This is a genomic window from Pseudomonas sp. KSR10 (assembly GCF_022355455.1).
Lineage (GTDB): Bacteria > Pseudomonadota > Gammaproteobacteria > Pseudomonadales > Pseudomonadaceae > Stutzerimonas > Stutzerimonas stutzeri_E.
In genome coordinates, this window is the sequence record NZ_JAKOEN010000004.1 from 122,543 (window position 1) to 136,940 (window position 14,398).

At 62.8% G+C, this 14,398-nt stretch carries 14 protein-coding genes; 10 read left to right on the forward strand and 4 right to left on the reverse strand.

The genetic code is table 11. From position 1 onward, the window contains the following. Positions 1 to 6: 6 nt before the first annotated feature. On the reverse strand, positions 7 to 921 hold the full coding sequence (locus tag MCB86_RS01385) for a DMT family transporter (RefSeq protein ID WP_239609262.1): 915 nt from the start codon (positions 919 to 921) through the stop codon (positions 7 to 9). Between the two features lie 156 nt (positions 922 to 1,077). Further along, a complete protein-coding gene (locus MCB86_RS01390) occupies positions 1,078 to 1,503 on the reverse strand; it encodes a VOC family protein (RefSeq protein ID WP_239609264.1) in 426 nt (141 codons plus the stop codon). Positions 1,504 to 1,617: 114 nt separating this feature from the next. On the opposite strand from MCB86_RS01390, the gene MCB86_RS01395 reads away from it, so the two are divergent. The 3 genes from MCB86_RS01395 to MCB86_RS01405 all read left to right on the forward strand — a co-directional run bounded on the left by MCB86_RS01395 (position 1,618) and on the right by MCB86_RS01405 (position 4,140). Continuing rightward, positions 1,618 to 2,505 carry a LysR family transcriptional regulator gene (locus tag MCB86_RS01395; protein WP_045161891.1) on the forward strand — a complete coding sequence of 296 codons (888 nt, stop codon included), beginning with the start codon at positions 1,618 to 1,620 and terminating at the stop codon, positions 2,503 to 2,505. Between the two features lie 85 nt (positions 2,506 to 2,590). Continuing rightward, positions 2,591 to 3,436 (forward strand): AraC family transcriptional regulator, encoded by an 846-nt coding sequence (locus MCB86_RS01400; RefSeq protein WP_239609266.1) that lies wholly within the window; start codon positions 2,591 to 2,593, stop codon positions 3,434 to 3,436. Positions 3,437 to 3,540: 104 nt separating this feature from the next. After that, positions 3,541 to 4,140: a LysE family translocator gene (locus MCB86_RS01405; protein WP_239609268.1), complete on the forward strand. Its 600-nt coding sequence runs from the start codon at positions 3,541 to 3,543 to the stop codon at positions 4,138 to 4,140. A gap of 37 nt (positions 4,141 to 4,177) precedes the next feature. Here MCB86_RS01405 and MCB86_RS01410 read toward each other — a convergent pair whose 3' ends face one another. Further along, positions 4,178 to 5,104: a LysR family transcriptional regulator gene (locus MCB86_RS01410; protein ID WP_045161894.1), complete on the reverse strand. Its 927-nt coding sequence runs from the start codon at positions 5,102 to 5,104 to the stop codon at positions 4,178 to 4,180. Positions 5,105 to 5,246: 142 nt separating this feature from the next. Between MCB86_RS01410 and MCB86_RS01415 the strand changes: the two genes are divergently transcribed. The 5 genes from MCB86_RS01415 (at position 5,247) to MCB86_RS01435 (ending at position 10,778) form a co-directional block, all read left to right on the forward strand. After that, positions 5,247 to 5,651, forward strand: coding sequence for a RidA family protein (locus MCB86_RS01415; protein WP_239609271.1), 405 nt, complete (start codon positions 5,247 to 5,249; stop codon positions 5,649 to 5,651). Between the two features lie 236 nt (positions 5,652 to 5,887). Continuing rightward, the gene (locus tag MCB86_RS01420) at positions 5,888 to 6,808 is read left to right on the forward strand and encodes an AraC family transcriptional regulator (protein ID WP_239609272.1); all 921 of its coding nucleotides are present in this window, start codon (positions 5,888 to 5,890) and stop codon (positions 6,806 to 6,808) included. Positions 6,809 to 6,868: 60 nt separating this feature from the next. Beyond that, positions 6,869 to 7,516, forward strand: coding sequence for a 2Fe-2S iron-sulfur cluster-binding protein (locus MCB86_RS01425; RefSeq protein ID WP_239609274.1), 648 nt, complete (start codon positions 6,869 to 6,871; stop codon positions 7,514 to 7,516). Positions 7,517 to 7,518: 2 nt separating this feature from the next. After that, a complete protein-coding gene (locus tag MCB86_RS01430) occupies positions 7,519 to 8,517 on the forward strand; it encodes a xanthine dehydrogenase family protein subunit M (RefSeq protein WP_239609276.1) in 999 nt (332 codons plus the stop codon). Next, complete coding sequence (locus MCB86_RS01435; RefSeq protein WP_239609278.1) at positions 8,514 to 10,778, forward strand: xanthine dehydrogenase family protein molybdopterin-binding subunit; 2,265 nt, start codon at positions 8,514 to 8,516, stop codon at positions 10,776 to 10,778. Before MCB86_RS01430 ends, MCB86_RS01435 begins: the two co-directional genes overlap by 4 nt. A gap of 121 nt (positions 10,779 to 10,899) precedes the next feature. Here MCB86_RS01435 and MCB86_RS01440 read toward each other — a convergent pair whose 3' ends face one another. Next, positions 10,900 to 11,904 carry a LacI family DNA-binding transcriptional regulator gene (locus MCB86_RS01440; protein WP_045161902.1) on the reverse strand — a complete coding sequence of 335 codons (1,005 nt, stop codon included), beginning with the start codon at positions 11,902 to 11,904 and terminating at the stop codon, positions 10,900 to 10,902. Positions 11,905 to 12,167: 263 nt separating this feature from the next. Between MCB86_RS01440 and MCB86_RS01445 the strand changes: the two genes are divergently transcribed. Both MCB86_RS01445 and MCB86_RS01450 read left to right on the forward strand, forming a co-directional pair. Then, positions 12,168 to 13,304, forward strand: coding sequence for a Gfo/Idh/MocA family oxidoreductase (locus MCB86_RS01445; protein ID WP_239609472.1), 1,137 nt, complete (start codon positions 12,168 to 12,170; stop codon positions 13,302 to 13,304). Then, positions 13,301 to 14,395 carry a sugar phosphate isomerase/epimerase gene (locus tag MCB86_RS01450; protein WP_239609280.1) on the forward strand — a complete coding sequence of 365 codons (1,095 nt, stop codon included), beginning with the start codon at positions 13,301 to 13,303 and terminating at the stop codon, positions 14,393 to 14,395. The genes MCB86_RS01445 and MCB86_RS01450 overlap by 4 nt, the downstream gene beginning before the upstream one ends. Positions 14,396 to 14,398 lie beyond the last annotated feature (3 nt).

The window sequence follows — 14,398 nt, forward strand, 5'->3', positions numbered from 1 at the left end:
CGCGGCCTACCGCCTCCATACCGACGCGATCCAGCCATAGCCACTGACCAGTACGATCCCGCTCAGCACCAGAATCGCCCCGGCAATGAAGCTGGGCTCTACCGGCTCGGCCAGCAGCCATGCACCGAGCGCAACGCCCAGCAATGGCGTGAGAAAGGACAACACACCAAGCCGCGACGCGAGATAGCGGCGCAGCAAGGCAAACCAGAGTAGAAAGCTGGCAAAGGAGACGATCAGCGACTGGAAGCCCAGGCTCAGCCAAACCAGCGGAGTTGGATTGAAAGTGGTGTGACCGATCAGAGCGGCGATAGGAAGCAGCAGTACGAAACCCATCAGCAGCTGATACAGGAGCGTCTGGGTTGCTGGCAGTGAAGAGAGCCGAGAGGCGCGGATCAGCACGGTGGTTGCGCCCCAGGCCGCGCCGGCCAGCAGGGCAAGAAAGTCGCCCCACAGCACGCTGGTTAACCCGGCCTCAGCGTCGGCGCCGCGTAGGAAGGCCACAGCGATTCCGACGAAGGCCAGCCCTACGCCAACCCACTGCAGCGGGGCGAGGCGCTCGTTCGGCAGCTTCCAGTGCAGGCCGAGGGCCGCGAACACCGGCGCGGTGTAGACGAATACCACGACATGTCCGGCAGAGGTGTGCCGCACGGCCTCGCCAACCAGCAGGAACTCTAGAGCAAAGCAGATACCGGCCAGACACCCTGGCTTCCACATGCCCTGCGCGACGGTCAGTCGTTCACGACGCCAGAGCATCAATGTCGCGACCAGCAGTGCTCCGATGCCCGAACGCAGGGCGATCTGCAACACAGGGGAGAAATCCGCTGCGGTCGCCTTCAGCGCGATCTGTTGCGCGCTCCAAATCAGGCAGAGCAGCAGCATCAGACCAACGGCCATCGCATCCAAAGGTTTACGGGAGTCCATTGATTCGTCTCGGCAGGGCGTAAGGCTGGGTGGTCATTGGAGGCGAGCCGTTATCCGTCCTCCGACTCGAATCGACCCTTGCTCGCATGTCATATACCGGACTAGGCGCGACTATTCTGCGCGCCGCCCCAGCCTGGCATCGGACTGCGAACGCGGTCATTTGGCGAACAGCTGGCTCATATCCTTGAATGCCTTGAATTCCAGTGCATTGCCGCAGGGATCGAAGAGGAACATGGTGGCTTGCTCGCCGACCTGGCCCTGGAAGCGCACATAAGGCTCGATGACGAACTGCGTGCCCAAAGAGCGTAGGCGCTCGGCCAAGGCTTCCCACTCCGGCCAGCTCAGCACGATGCCGAAGTGCGGCACCGGCACGTCGTGGCCATCTACCGCGTTGGTGTGCGCGGCATCCTGGGACTGGGTCTTCGGGTGTTCATGGATCACCAGTTGATGCCCGTAGAAGTCGAAGTCGACCCAATGCTCGGACGAGCGCCCTTCGGCAAGACCGAATACTTCTCCGTAGAAATGGCGGGCCGCTGGCAAGTCGTAAACGGGGATCGCAAGGTGAAAGGGGGAGAGGCTCATCGGGACTTCCTTTTTTGTGGGAACGACAGCATCCATTCTGGTCTATTTGTCGCACCCGCCAACAACGGATATGTTTTGATCCGAGCCTCAAAAAAATCGATCGGAACGGTGCCCATGATTCGCGAGATAAAAACCTTCCTGGCGATCGCTCGGTGCGGCAGCTTCGCGGCGGCAGGCAACCAGATCGGTCTGACACAATCGGCCGTGAGCGCCCAGATCAAAAATCTCGAAGAGAGCTTAGGCCTGCGTTTGTTCGATCGAACCGGGCGTTCGGCGCACCTCAATGCCGCCGGGTTGCGCGCGTTGCCACTGGCCGAGCAGGTTCTTGAGACGTTCGCACAGATGGGGCAGCCCGAGTCGCTGACTGAATACCGTGGCGAGCTGCGTATCGGCGCGATCGCCACGGTGCAGACCGGGTTGCTGCCGCCGGTTTTGTTGCGTTTGCGGCGTGAGGCCCCAGGCGTTGCGCCCAAACTCGTCCCTGGTGTTTCGCTGAACCTGCTGTCACAGGTCGATGCGGGCGATATCGACCTGGCGGTGATGATCCGCCCCCCGTTTGCGTTGCCCAAGGAACTGCATGTCGAGCTGATCCAGCAGGAGCCGTTCGTTTTGATCGCGCCCCTGGAAACCGAAGGCGACGACCCGTTCCAGTTGCTCGCCGATCATCCCTTGGTGCGTTACGACCGCAGTTCGTTCGGTGGCCGACAGGTCAGTCATTTCCTGCGCAAACACCGATTGGAGGTTCGCCCGGGGCTCGAACTCGACGAGCTCGACGCAATCGTCAAAATGGTAGAAAGCGGACTGGGCGTGGCGCTGGTGCCCAAAGCCGGACTCTGGTTGGAGCGTGAACCGACGGTTCGCATATTGCCACTCGGCAGTGCCACCTTCTATCGCGAACTAATGCTGGTCAGCCGCCACAGCGCGCAGCAGTTGCCGCTGCATCAGTTGTTTCGACGATGCCTGCGAAGCGAACTGGGTGGCGGGGAGGAGCACACTGGCTGAGCGCCCGCACGAACGTTCCAGACATGAGTTTGACTCCGTACTAGGATCACCCTTCGCACGTTGATACTTCTGCCCCGAGTGCTCGATGCATACCGATGATCGTAGCTGGATCACCCTTCGCCAGGATGCCGATACCGGCATCGAGACCATTCGTGCGCACTTCGAGGGCCATGCATTCGACCCTCACTGGCATGACAGCTATTTGATTGGCTTCACCGAACAGGGCGTTCAGCAATTCAGTTGCCGGGGTGCGTTGCACAAGAGCACGCCCGGCCAGATCTTTCTCGTCGAGCCCGGTGAGATCCACGACGGTGATGCACCTGTCGACGGCGGGTTCACCTATTCAATGCTTTACCTGGAGCCGGCCTGGCTCGCGCGGGAGTTGCGTACGCTTGACGATACGCCGCTAGCCTGTGGTGAACCTGGATTCGATAGAACCCTGACGGAGCGCCCCCAGCTGCTAAGTGCCATCGCGAACGCATTCCACGCGCTGGAGCAATGCGACCTGCGCATCGTGCGGCAAACCGCGCTGGATACGCTGCTGCTCAACCTGAGCGGCCATCTTCGCTGGCGGCAGGAGCGACAGGACGACCCGCGACTGCCACGGGTGGCCATTCGTGCGCGCGAATACCTGCATGCGCATTTCGATCAGGACATCGGGCTGGATGAGCTCGCTGCGGTGACTGGAGTCAGTCGCTTTCGCTTGTCCCGCGCGTTCAAGGCGGCGTTTGGGCTCGCACCGCATGCCTATCTCATCCAGTTGCGGCTGGCCAAGGCGCGCTATCTGCTGGCCCGAGGGCAAGCGCCCGCCGAGGTCGCCTCCATCCTCGGATTTGCCGACCAAAGCCACCTTGGCCGGTGGTTTCGGCGCGCCTATGGCCTGACCCCGGCGCACTACCGCACGCGCTGCTCGAATCTTCCAGACGACTGATTACTGGCTGCTCAGACTGGCACCGACGCTACTCAGGAGTCGGACGACATGAGCGATAATTTCGATAGGCCGTTGCACAATCACTGCCGCCGGGGGGGCTCGTTATGATCGAACTCCTGCCGTTTGCCTTGTTTGCGTTCGTGGCATCCATCACGCCAGGGCCGACCAATGTGCTGGTGCTCAGCCACAGCGTGCGCTTCGGTGTGCTTGGCGCTTTGCCAATCGTTCTGGGTGGCTGCGCAGGTGCCGCGCTGGTGGTGCTGGCGGTTGGCCTCGGCGTTGGCGATGCGGTGGCGACGCACACTCTGCTGCAGAGCCTGATGAAGGGGCTCGGTATCCTCTGGCTGAGCTATCTCGCCTGGCAGATCTACACGAGTCCGGAACCCGAGCGCGTGGAAGATGGGGTGGCAGGGTCGCGTATCGGTTTTCTAGCCTCGGCAGGCCTGCAACTGGTCAATCCCAAGGCCTGGATGATGGCCATTGCGGTCATCAGCGTATTCGCCCGCCCCGGCGCGGAGCGCTGGGATGACGTGACGCAGCTGTCACTGGTGTTCTTCTGCATTTCCCTGCCGTGCCTGGGCGCTTGGGCGCTCCTCGGACGAGGTGCGGCAGCGCTCCTGGGATCCAGGGTACGGCGGGTAATGTTCAATCGGAGCCTGGCGGTACTGTTGTTGCTGTCTGCCTTGGCGACGTTATTGCCCTGATTGCCTGCAGTCGTGGTCGTGCGCGCAAGCGTCTTGGTTATCGACCGTGCCGGCCGGTTACGGGTGCGTGCTGCGCCATCAGCTCTGCGATCCAATCGATGAACACGCGCAGTTTGGCGCTGACATGTCGGTTCGGGGGAAACGCGATATACATCGGCATCGAATCGAGTTGCCAGCTTTCGAACAGGGGGATCAACTCGCCGCGTGCCAGATGATCCTTGGCCATGTAATCCGGCAGCCATAAAACACCCAGCCCGGCCAGGCCGGCCGCGAGGTAAGCGTTGCCGTCGTCGACCGAGAGCAGATAGCGACCGAGCACCTTGATGTTCTCTCCGTTGCCGTGCATGGCATACGGGACGACTTTGCCGGCCCGTTCCCAGAGGAAACCCACAATCCGGTGGTGCGTGTCTTGCAACTCCCGCGGATGTGAGGGCGTGCCGGCCCGCTCCAGGTAGCTCGGCGCCGCGTAGACCCCAAGCCGTAGGTCGCCGACATGCCGCGCTATCAGTGACTGGTCGGTGAGTTCGCCGCCGCGCACGACACAGTCCACGTTCTCGCCGATCAAATCGACCGTGCGATCGCTTACGCCCATGTCCAGCTGAATGTCCGGATACCGAGCGTAAAACGCAGGCAGCGCTGGTACCAGAATCATCCGGGCAAAGGGGCTGGGCACGTCCACGCGCAAACGACCCCGAGGGAGTGCCGAGGCGCTGGACAGGCTGGTTTCGGCGTCGTCCATGTCGGCCAGTAGCCGTACTACGCGCTCATAGTAGGCAGCACCGTCGGCCGTGACGTTGACCTTGCGGGTGGTGCGGTTGAGCAGCCTGACACGCAATCTGGCCTCCAGTTGCTGCACCAGTTGTGACACGGTGGTCTTGCTCATATGCAGGGTTTCGGCTGCCTTGGTGAAGCTGCCGGTCTCAACCACGCGGATGAATGCCTTCATCGCATCAAAACGGTCCATCTCTGCTCCAGCCTCGGGGATTGTTTGGATTCTACAAACAGTGTTGGCTGGACGCGCCAGTTTATCCGCCAGGTATGCCCGCCTTAGATTCAACCCATCGTGAATCACGGGCCGGCGACGGCCTATAGACGGAGGTAACCCCATGACCCAGCGCAGTGTTGTTTTCCCACCCGGGCGCCAGGCGCTCTACGAACGCAACCGCTATTCGCCGGCGATCCGCGCCAACGGCTTCCTGTTCGTTTCGGGGCAGGTCGGTAGCCGTGAAGACGGCTCGCCGGAGCCGGATCTCACGGCTCAGGTAAGGCTCGCGTTCGAGAACCTGAATGCGATCCTGAAGGCTGCAAACTGCACTTTCGACGACGTGGTTGACGTCACCGTGTTCATGGTCGATCCGCAATCGACGTTCGAAACCGTCTGGCAGGTCGTACCCGAGTTCTGGGGAAGCGCGCCGCACCCGACGCTGACCGCTGTCGGCGTGACCTGGCTCTACGGCTTCCAGTTCGAAATCAAGGTGATCGCGAAACTGCCAGAGGGCACTGATCGCTGACCGGATCTAAAGCAAACGGCCGGCTGCTGCGCGCTGGCTAAACCGCCGAAGCCAGCAGCGCGGCCCGTTCGATGATTGGCTGCTGACGAGCTCAGGTTCGTTTCAGCCAATCTGGGCTAGGCTTCTTCTCGAAACTGCTGACCCCATCGCTCGTAATAAGTCGTTCAAGATGCGCTGTGTATAAAGCCTGAGAGCAACCATCATGTCGCAACTGCTGATCCGAGGAGGGCCCTTGCATGGCTGCAGCTGAGTCCGCATCGCTCGAGCCGCTTCTAGGTAACGGAACGCTGCGTGCTGCCGCTGCAGAGGCTACGGGCCTCGGTACCCTGTCGCTGCTCGGCGGTCTGGTGACGTTCGACCGGCGCCGGTGGGCCTGCAAAGAGGCGGAGATTCAATGGACCGCGCCCAGCCATGTCATCGTGCTGACCGAGCGCGGCATGACCACGACCACGCAGATTTACAGCGAATCCCGGCGCATCTATCAGGGCAGCGACCGTCCGGGGGCTTTGTCCTTCGTGCCCGCCGGTGTTGAACGCTCCGGTTACTTTCACGAGGCGGATTTGGTCTACAGCGCCCTGTGGCTGGATCCATCGCTGGATCTTCCGGGATGTTCTGCGCTATTGGATCGACCGATCCGGGTCAACGGCAGCGATGAGGTGGTCCGCAGCTTGATTGGCTCGCTCGCGGCCGAAGTCAGTGCCGGGCATCTGCCGGATTCGGTCTATCTGGAGCATCTCGTGAGCCTGGTGAGCCTTCGCTTGGCAAATGGCGGACCCGACGAATCACCGGGTAAGCGCCGGCGGAGGCTCGGGCCCCAACTGGTGAAACGTCTGACGGAATACATCGAGTCGCGACTCGATAGCGACATTTCGCTGACCGACCTGGCGCGACTGGCCTGCATGCCGGTCGATACATTCTCGCGCCACTTCAGGGCGGAAACTGGCATGGCGCCCTATGCCTACGTGCTGGAGCGCCGCGTGCGCCGCGCCGAAGCGCTGCTGCAGTCGAGTGCAATGCCGATCAGCCTCATGGCGCTCGAGCTCGGCTTTTCCAGTCAAAGCCATTTCACCTCCACGTTCCGGCGTTTGACCGGTACCACGCCGCACCTCTATCGGCGTCATCGCGTCCGGGATGCTGACATTCTTCCGCATAGATGAAAGAACGCTGCACATCGATCCACGACACTCCCGAGCAACCGCTTGTTTCGGGAGACAACCATGGACGAGAACAACACCCCACGAACGACCCGCCGAGCCCTTTTGCAGGCCGGTGCTGCCGCCGGCTTGCTGCTCACCACCGGTGTGCGCGCGCTGGCTCGACCTGAAGCTGCATCTCCAACTGCCGCTCCGGTCGACGCCGCATCATTCCGCTTGCTGGTCAACGGCAGCGATTACGAATTGGCGCTCGATGCGCGGACCACATTGCTCGATGCACTGCGGGAACACCTTGGCCTGACCGGAACCAAAAAGGGCTGTGACCACGGCCAGTGTGGTGCCTGTACGGTGTTGGTGAACGGCCGGCGAATCAACGCGTGCCTGAGCTTGGCGGTGATGCATGAAGGCGACGACATCGTCACCATCGAGGGCCTTGCCAACGGGGAAATCCTGCATCCACTGCAGCAGGCGTTCATCGAACGCGATGCCTTCCAGTGCGGTTACTGCACGCCGGGGCAGATCTGCTCCGCCGTCGGCATGCTGGCGGAGGTCCGGGCCGGCTGGCCGAGCCATGTCACGGCGGATGTCGGGCGCGCGAGTCCCGCCCTGACCGACATGGAAATCCGCGAGCGGATGAGCGGCAATCTATGCCGCTGCGCCGCCTATCCCAACATCGTCGCCGCCATTCGCGACGCGGCGGAGGAGGCCTGAACATGCTTTCGTTTGACTACCAGCGTGCCTCCAGTCCCGCAGAGGCAGCTGCCACCGTTGCCGCGAACCCACAAGCACGCTTCATAGGTGGTGGCACCAATCTGATCGACTTGATGAAGTTATCCATCGAGCGGCCCTCTCAGCTGGTCGACGTCACCAGGCTACCGCTGACCGAGATCGAGCAAACCACTGAAGGCGGCCTTCGTATCGGGGCGCTGGTGCGCAACAGCGATCTAGCGGCCGATCAGCGCGTGCGCGACGGCTACCCATTGCTGACGCAAGCGTTGCTGGCGGGCGCCTCAGGGCAGATTCGCAACAAGGCGACCACCGCCGGAAACCTGCTGCAACGGACCCGATGCCCTTATTTTTACGACACGAACATGCCGTGCAACAAACGTCAGCCTGGCGCCGGCTGCTCGGCGTTACAGGGGCACAATCGCGTAAGTGCGGTGCTCGGAGCCAGCGACGCCTGCATTGCCGTGCATCCTTCCGACATGGCGGTGGCCATGACTGCGCTGGGCGCCAGCATCGAAACCCTGCGGTCGGACGGCACGCCGCGCCGCATTCCGATCGAGCGTCTGTACCGCTTGCCCGGCGATACGCCGCACATCGAAACGGACCTGGCGCAGGGTGAACTCATCGTCGCGGTGACTCTGCCGCCTGCGCCAGACGGCCAGCAGCTCTACCGCAAGGTACGTGACAGGGCGTCCTACGCCTTTGCGCTGGTATCGGTGGCGGTCATCGTCGAGACGGGTGGCGGCGAGGTGCGCAACGCTCGCATCGCGCTCGGCGGCGTCGCGCACAAGCCTTGGCGGCCGAGCGAGGCGGAGCAGCGTTTGGTTGGGCAACCGGCTACCGACGCGAGCTATGTCGCCGCCGCCGACGCTGCGTTGGCACAAGCAAGAGGTCGCGGCGACAACGACTTCAAGATTCCATTGGCCAAGCGAGTCGTGCGCCAGACATTGGCGGCGGCCACCCGTACGGAGCGAGTACCCTCATGACAGCTGCGAATGAAGGGCCCATCGGGCAGCCCGTAAACCGAGTGGACGGCCGACTCAAGGTGACCGGGCGAGCCACCTATGCCTATGAACATCGCGATGTGGAGCGGATGGTTTATGGCTACATTCTCGGCGCGGCGATTGCGAGGGGACGCATCGTCGAGATCGATACCCGCGAGGCCGAACGGGCACCCGGTGTGCTCCATGTCATGACCCATCGCAACGCGCCGAACCAGCCATCGTTCGGCCCACCGGTGACCCCGACGCCAGCCGAGACCTTCACCCGTGCGCGGCCAATGCTGGCGACCGCCGATGTGCATTATTACGATGAGCCAGTGGCGTTGGTGGTCGCGCAAACCTTCGAAGCCGCTCGGGCCGGAGCGGGTCTGATACGGGTTCGCTATGCCACGGAGCAAGGCGAGTTCGATCTGCGTTCCCGTCTGGAACAGGCGTACACGCCGGTGCGAACCAATGCCGGCTTCGAGACCGATAGCGCCATGGGCGACGTCGAGACGGCGTTCGCGCAGGCGGCTTCCATGGTGGATGTCCGCTACAGCACGCCGTATCAGAGCCATAACCCGATGGAGCCGCACGCGGCGCTGGCGGTCTGGTCGAGCGACGGTCTTACGCTCTATACCTCCACGCAGACGCTGGCCAACACCCAAGGGGGAGTAGCGGCCACCCTTGGTATTGCGCCCGAGCGGGTGCGGGTCGTGAGCCCTTACGTTGGCGGTGGTTTCGGCGCCAAGCTGATCCCCCACGCCGATTGCATATTGGCCGCACTGGCGGCGCGCGAGCTTGGGCGGCCCGTCAAGGTGGCGCTGACCCGACAGCAGATGTTCGCCAACGCCGGTCACCGCGCCGCCATGGTGCATCAGGTACGCCTAGGGGCGGACCGCGATGGCCGGCTCGAGGCGATGGGTTTCGACGTCTGGTCGGCCACTTCGCGTGTCGAGGAGTTCTGCGAGCAAACGGCAATCTTTGCCCGCTCGCTGTACGCCGCGCCCAATCGCCTGACCCGTCACCGCCTGGTGCGCACGGACCTCAACCGGGGCGAGTGGATGCGCTCGCCAGGCGAAGCGCCTGGCATGCTGGCGTTCGAATGCGCCATGGACGAACTGGCCGTGCGGTTGGCGGTCGACCCGATCGAGCTGCGGGTCCGTAATGAGCCCGAGGTCGATCCGGAGCGCGGCGTTCCGTTTTCTTCTCGCTCATTGATCGAATGCATGCGTACCGGCGCCGAGCGCTTCGGTTGGGAGCGGCGCAACCCAACCCCGGCGAAGATCAGAGAAGGGCGGACGCTCATCGGTATGGGGATGGCCGCGGCGATTCGTCCGAACTACCTGGGCCGTTTTTCGGCGCGTGTAGCAATCAGCGCCACCGGGCGGGTAAGCGTCCGGCTCGACATGACCGACATCGGCACGGGCACCTATACCATCCTGACCCAGGTCGCTGCTGAGCGGCTCGGCGTCCCGATGTCGGCAGTCGAGGTTCGGCTGGGCGACACGCGTTTCCCGCGGACATCAGGCTCGGGCGGCTCATGGGGCGCATCGAGCGCGGCGTCGGCGGTCGATGCGGCCTGTCTGCAGTTGAGATCCTTGATCGTCGAAGCGGCTAACGCCCGGCCTGACTCGCCTTATGAAAACGCCAACCCGGACGATCTCCGATTCGTTAATGGCACCGTTGGCATCGGCGAGCACCGGGAGCGGCTGGCCGACTTGCTAGGGCGGGTTGCGCCGACCGGCTTACGGGCCGAAGCGAGCGTCGGCCCGATGGGGGATGCGTATAAGGACTTTTCCCAGCATTCGTTCGGGGCACATTTCGCCGAAGTCTCGGTGAACATCGATACCGGCGAGATTCGCATGCGCCGAATGCTCTCGGTGATCGATGCCGGGCGCATCCTCAATGCCAAGACAGCACGCTCGCAGATACTCGGCGGCATGGCTTGGGGCATAGGTGCGGCGCTGCTGGAACAGACCGTGCTCGACGGGCGATACGGGCATTTCGTCAACCATGACCTGGCCGAATACCTGCTGCCGACCAATGCCGACATAGCCGATATGGATGTGGTTTTCATCGGGGAGCCCGACCTGAATGCCAATCCGCTGGGTAGCAAGGGGCTCGGTGAGCTGGGCGTGTGCGGTGCTGGAGCAGCGGTAGCCAACGCGGTGTACAACGCGACGGGCATCCGCGTGCGCGACTTCCCGCTGACCTTGGACAAGCTGCTACCGAGCCTCGAATCGATCGAGCTGACAGCGCGATGAACCCCAGCCGGGGCAACAGGTACCTGCGTACATGGGGTAACGTTGCCAATCGAGCGCTCGAACGTCCGACAGCGGTCGTATGTCCTGACGGCCCGACGCTTACTGGCGCAAGCTCCCAGGCTCAGCAAGGCGCGGCGGCCGTGCTGCCGCGCACGACCAGCTCGTAAGGCAGGACGACATGAGGTGTTTCGAGAGGGCGCTTTTCGAACTGCGCCACCAGCATCTCGACCGCCTGCCGGCCGAACGCTTCGGCGGGTTGTGCGATGGTCGTCAATGGCGGATCGCAGAAGGCAGCGAAGGGGATGTCATCGAATCCGGCGACCGACATATCCTGCGGGACCCGTAAGCCGGATTGGCGGATGCGCTGGATGGCGCCAATCGCCATCTCATCGTTCTCGCAGAAGATCGCCGTGGGACGGTTCGGATAACGCAATAGCTGGTCTGCCGCTTGATAGCCGGCCTGCAAGGTGAAGTTGCCGCGGCAGAGCAGTTCGGGGTCGGCTGCAATGCCCGCGGCGCTGAGTGCATCCTCGTAGCCGGCGATCCGGTCACGTGTCAATGGACTGCCTTGCGGCCCCTTGATCAGGCCGATGCGGCGATGGCCCAGCGCGAGCAGGTGTTCGGTCATCGTGCGGGCGGCGGCACGGTTATCCAGACGAACAGTGGGACAGGGCGGCGTATCGAGCACTTCGCAAGCGTTGACCATAGGTGGCGGGTCGTCGCCGTGACGACAGGTCTCGCTGAACGGATTGAACGCCCGAAGCTGGATGACACCGTCGGCCTGGTGGGCGTGGACCAGCTCCGCGTAGGCCGTCTCGACCTCCTCACGGCCCCGGGTATCGCACAGCAGCACGCGGTAATCGAACGCCTGCGCGGCTTCCTGTATGCCGCTGATGACGCGGGCAAAGAATACGTTGGCGATAACCGGCACCAGCACGACAAGGTTGCGGGTCCTGCGGGAACGGAATTGTATAGCCATCAGATTAGGGCGATAGCCGGCTTGCTCGACTGCCGTATGCACGCGATCGCGGGTCTGCGGCGAAACCTTCTCAGGAGACTTCAACGTGCGCGATACGGTGGCAACAGAAACCCCCGCCAGTTCGGCCACCTTGCGAATGTTCGGCATAGCTCCTCGTTGATCAATCCGGTGGTGATCGGTCCGCCGGCAAGTCGATAGCGTAACGCAGCGATTTGGCTCATGCGTGGGTAGTTGCAACGACTTGCCACGTTCGGATGACGATTACGGTCTGCGCGCTACGTTCTATTCAATCTTTCTTGACAGCACAGGCTTTGGTGCTAGTTTCTTGATCAATGTAACCGGTTACATTGATCATAAAACAATTAGAACGGAGTATGGAAATGGCTTTAGCCAGTCGGGCGAGGGTCCGGATGGGCATGGTGGGTGGCGGCGAGGGAGCATTCATCGGCCAGGTGCATCGTCAGGCAATGCGGCTCGATGACCGGATCGAACTGGTCTGCGGTGCCTTCAGCCGGGACCCTGAGAACAACAGACGAAGCGGTGAAACACTGCATCTGAGCCCCGAGCGCTGCTATCGATCCTGGGAGGCGCTGCTGACCGAAGAGCAGGCGCGGCCGGAGGACCAACGCATGGAGCTGTTGGCCATCGTCACGCCCAATCACCTGCATGCACCTATTGCCGAAGCGGCGCTGCGGGCGGGCTTCCATGTGTTTAGCGAGAAGCCGGCGGCATTGTCGCTCGCCGAGGTGCAGCGTTTGGCCGCCACACTGGCCGGTAGCGAACGTTTGTATGGGCTGGCGCATACCTACCAAGGCTATCCCATGGTCTGGCAGGCGCGACAGATGGTGCGAGCCGGCGTGCTTGGCCGTCTGCGCAAGGTCTATGTCGAGTATCCCCAAGGCTGGCTGAGCCAGGACCAGGCCGGGCAGGGCAACAAGCAAGCTGTCTGGCGCGGGGAGCCGGAACAGGCCGGGCCGAGCGGTTGCATGGGCGACATTGGCGTGCACGCCTTCAATCTTGCCGAGTTCGTCAGTTGCCAACGCATCGAGCGGCTGTGCGCGGATCTCGGCGTGCATGTCGCAGGACGGCAGCTCGACGATGACGGTGCTGTGTTGTTCCAGACCGACGGAGGCGCAAGCGGCGTGCTCATCGCCAGTCAAGTCTGCACAGGCGAAGAGAACGCCTTGACGTTGCGCTTGTACGGCGAGCGCGGCGGTCTTGAATGGCGCCAGGAGGAACCGAACAGCCTGGTCCATCGCCCGCTTGGCGAAGCCCAACGCCTGCTCCGCGCCGGGGTCGATCAGGGCTGGTTATGTGACGAAGCCCTGCGACGCCTGCGCCTGCCCGCTGGGCACCCGGAGGGTTATCTCGAGGCAATGGCCAACCTTTATAGCGATTTTGCCACTGCCATCCGATCGGGAGCGACGCCCGATGTCCCCGGCATCGAGGCGGGCCTGCGCGGCATGGCCTTTATCGAGACGGTCCTTGCCAGCCATCGCAGCGACAGCAAGTGGACGGCATTCGCAGCTACCGAAAGGCAGGTATGAATATGGAGCACACCCACACATCCAGGGGTATTCGCGGTCCGGCCATCTTTCTTGCGCAGTTTCTTGGCACGCAAGCACCGTTCGACGGGCTTGCAAACCTTGTGAGCTGGGCCGCCTCGCTCGGCTACTGCGGGGTTCAGCTACCTACGCTTGGCACGCAATGCCTGGACTTGAAAAGAGCCGCCGAGAGCCAGACCTACTGCGACGAACTGAAAGGGCTTTGCGCCGAGGCGGGCGTCGAAATCAGCGAGCTTTCGACTCACTTGCAGGGCCAGCTGGTCGCGGTGCATCCGGCATTCGACGACCTGTTCGATGATTTCGCACCGGTGGAGCTGCGTGGCCAGCCAAAGGCCCGTACCGAGTGGGCCATGGACCAACTGCTGCTGGCCGCCAAAGCCAGTCGGCGCCTGGGGCTCACCGCTCATGCGACGTTTTCCGGCGCACTGTTGTGGCCCTACATGTATCCCTGGCCACAGCGACCGAGTGGTCTGATCGAGGAGGGCTTCGCCGAACTGGCGCGGCGCTGGCGGCCTATTCTCGATGCCTTTGACGAAGCCGGAGTCGACCTGTGCTTCGAGATCCATCCCGGAGAGGACCTGCACGACGGCGCCTCGTTCGAGCGCTTCCTCGATGCGGTCGACCATCACCGGCGCGCGAAAATCCTCTATGACCCGAGCCACCTGTTGCTACAGCAGTTGGACTACCTCGGTTTCATCGATCGCTATCACGAGCGCATCGGCATGTTTCACGTCAAGGACGCAGAGTTCCGCCCGGACGCCCGTTCGGGCGTCTACGGGGGATATCAGAGCTGGGTCGAGCGTCCTGGGCGCTTCCGCTCGCTGGGCGACGGCCAGGTCGATTTCAAACAGATATTCAGCAAGCTGACGCAGTACGGTTACGAGGGCTGGGCAGTACTCGAATGGGAGTGCTGCCTCAAAGATGCAGCGCAAGGGGCCGAGGAGGGCGCTTCTTTCATTCGACGGCATTTGATCAACCGCGCCACGCGAGCCTTCGACGATTTTGCCGGCGTTGCGAGCAGCGCCTCGAGAAACCGTCGGTTGTTGGGCCTCGATGACGGCGTATCTCACTGACAA

Coding starts and splice junctions, on each gene's coding strand:
- MCB86_RS01385 (WP_239609262.1), bottom strand. CDS start 921: ATGGACTCCCGTAAACCTTTGGATGCGATGGCCGTTGGTCTGATGCTG.
- MCB86_RS01390 (WP_239609264.1), bottom strand. CDS start 1,503: ATGAGCCTCTCCCCCTTTCACCTTGCGATCCCCGTTTACGACTTGCCA.
- MCB86_RS01395 (WP_045161891.1), top strand. CDS start 1,618: ATGATTCGCGAGATAAAAACCTTCCTGGCGATCGCTCGGTGCGGCAGC.
- MCB86_RS01400 (WP_239609266.1), top strand. CDS start 2,591: ATGCATACCGATGATCGTAGCTGGATCACCCTTCGCCAGGATGCCGAT.
- MCB86_RS01405 (WP_239609268.1), top strand. CDS start 3,541: ATGATCGAACTCCTGCCGTTTGCCTTGTTTGCGTTCGTGGCATCCATC.
- MCB86_RS01410 (WP_045161894.1), bottom strand. CDS start 5,104: ATGGACCGTTTTGATGCGATGAAGGCATTCATCCGCGTGGTTGAGACC.
- MCB86_RS01415 (WP_239609271.1), top strand. CDS start 5,247: ATGACCCAGCGCAGTGTTGTTTTCCCACCCGGGCGCCAGGCGCTCTAC.
- MCB86_RS01420 (WP_239609272.1), top strand. CDS start 5,888: ATGGCTGCAGCTGAGTCCGCATCGCTCGAGCCGCTTCTAGGTAACGGA.
- MCB86_RS01425 (WP_239609274.1), top strand. CDS start 6,869: ATGGACGAGAACAACACCCCACGAACGACCCGCCGAGCCCTTTTGCAG.
- MCB86_RS01430 (WP_239609276.1), top strand. CDS start 7,519: ATGCTTTCGTTTGACTACCAGCGTGCCTCCAGTCCCGCAGAGGCAGCT.
- MCB86_RS01435 (WP_239609278.1), top strand. CDS start 8,514: ATGACAGCTGCGAATGAAGGGCCCATCGGGCAGCCCGTAAACCGAGTG.
- MCB86_RS01440 (WP_045161902.1), bottom strand. CDS start 11,904: ATGCCGAACATTCGCAAGGTGGCCGAACTGGCGGGGGTTTCTGTTGCC.
- MCB86_RS01445 (WP_239609472.1), top strand. CDS start 12,168: ATGGGCATGGTGGGTGGCGGCGAGGGAGCATTCATCGGCCAGGTGCAT.
- MCB86_RS01450 (WP_239609280.1), top strand. CDS start 13,301: ATGAATATGGAGCACACCCACACATCCAGGGGTATTCGCGGTCCGGCC.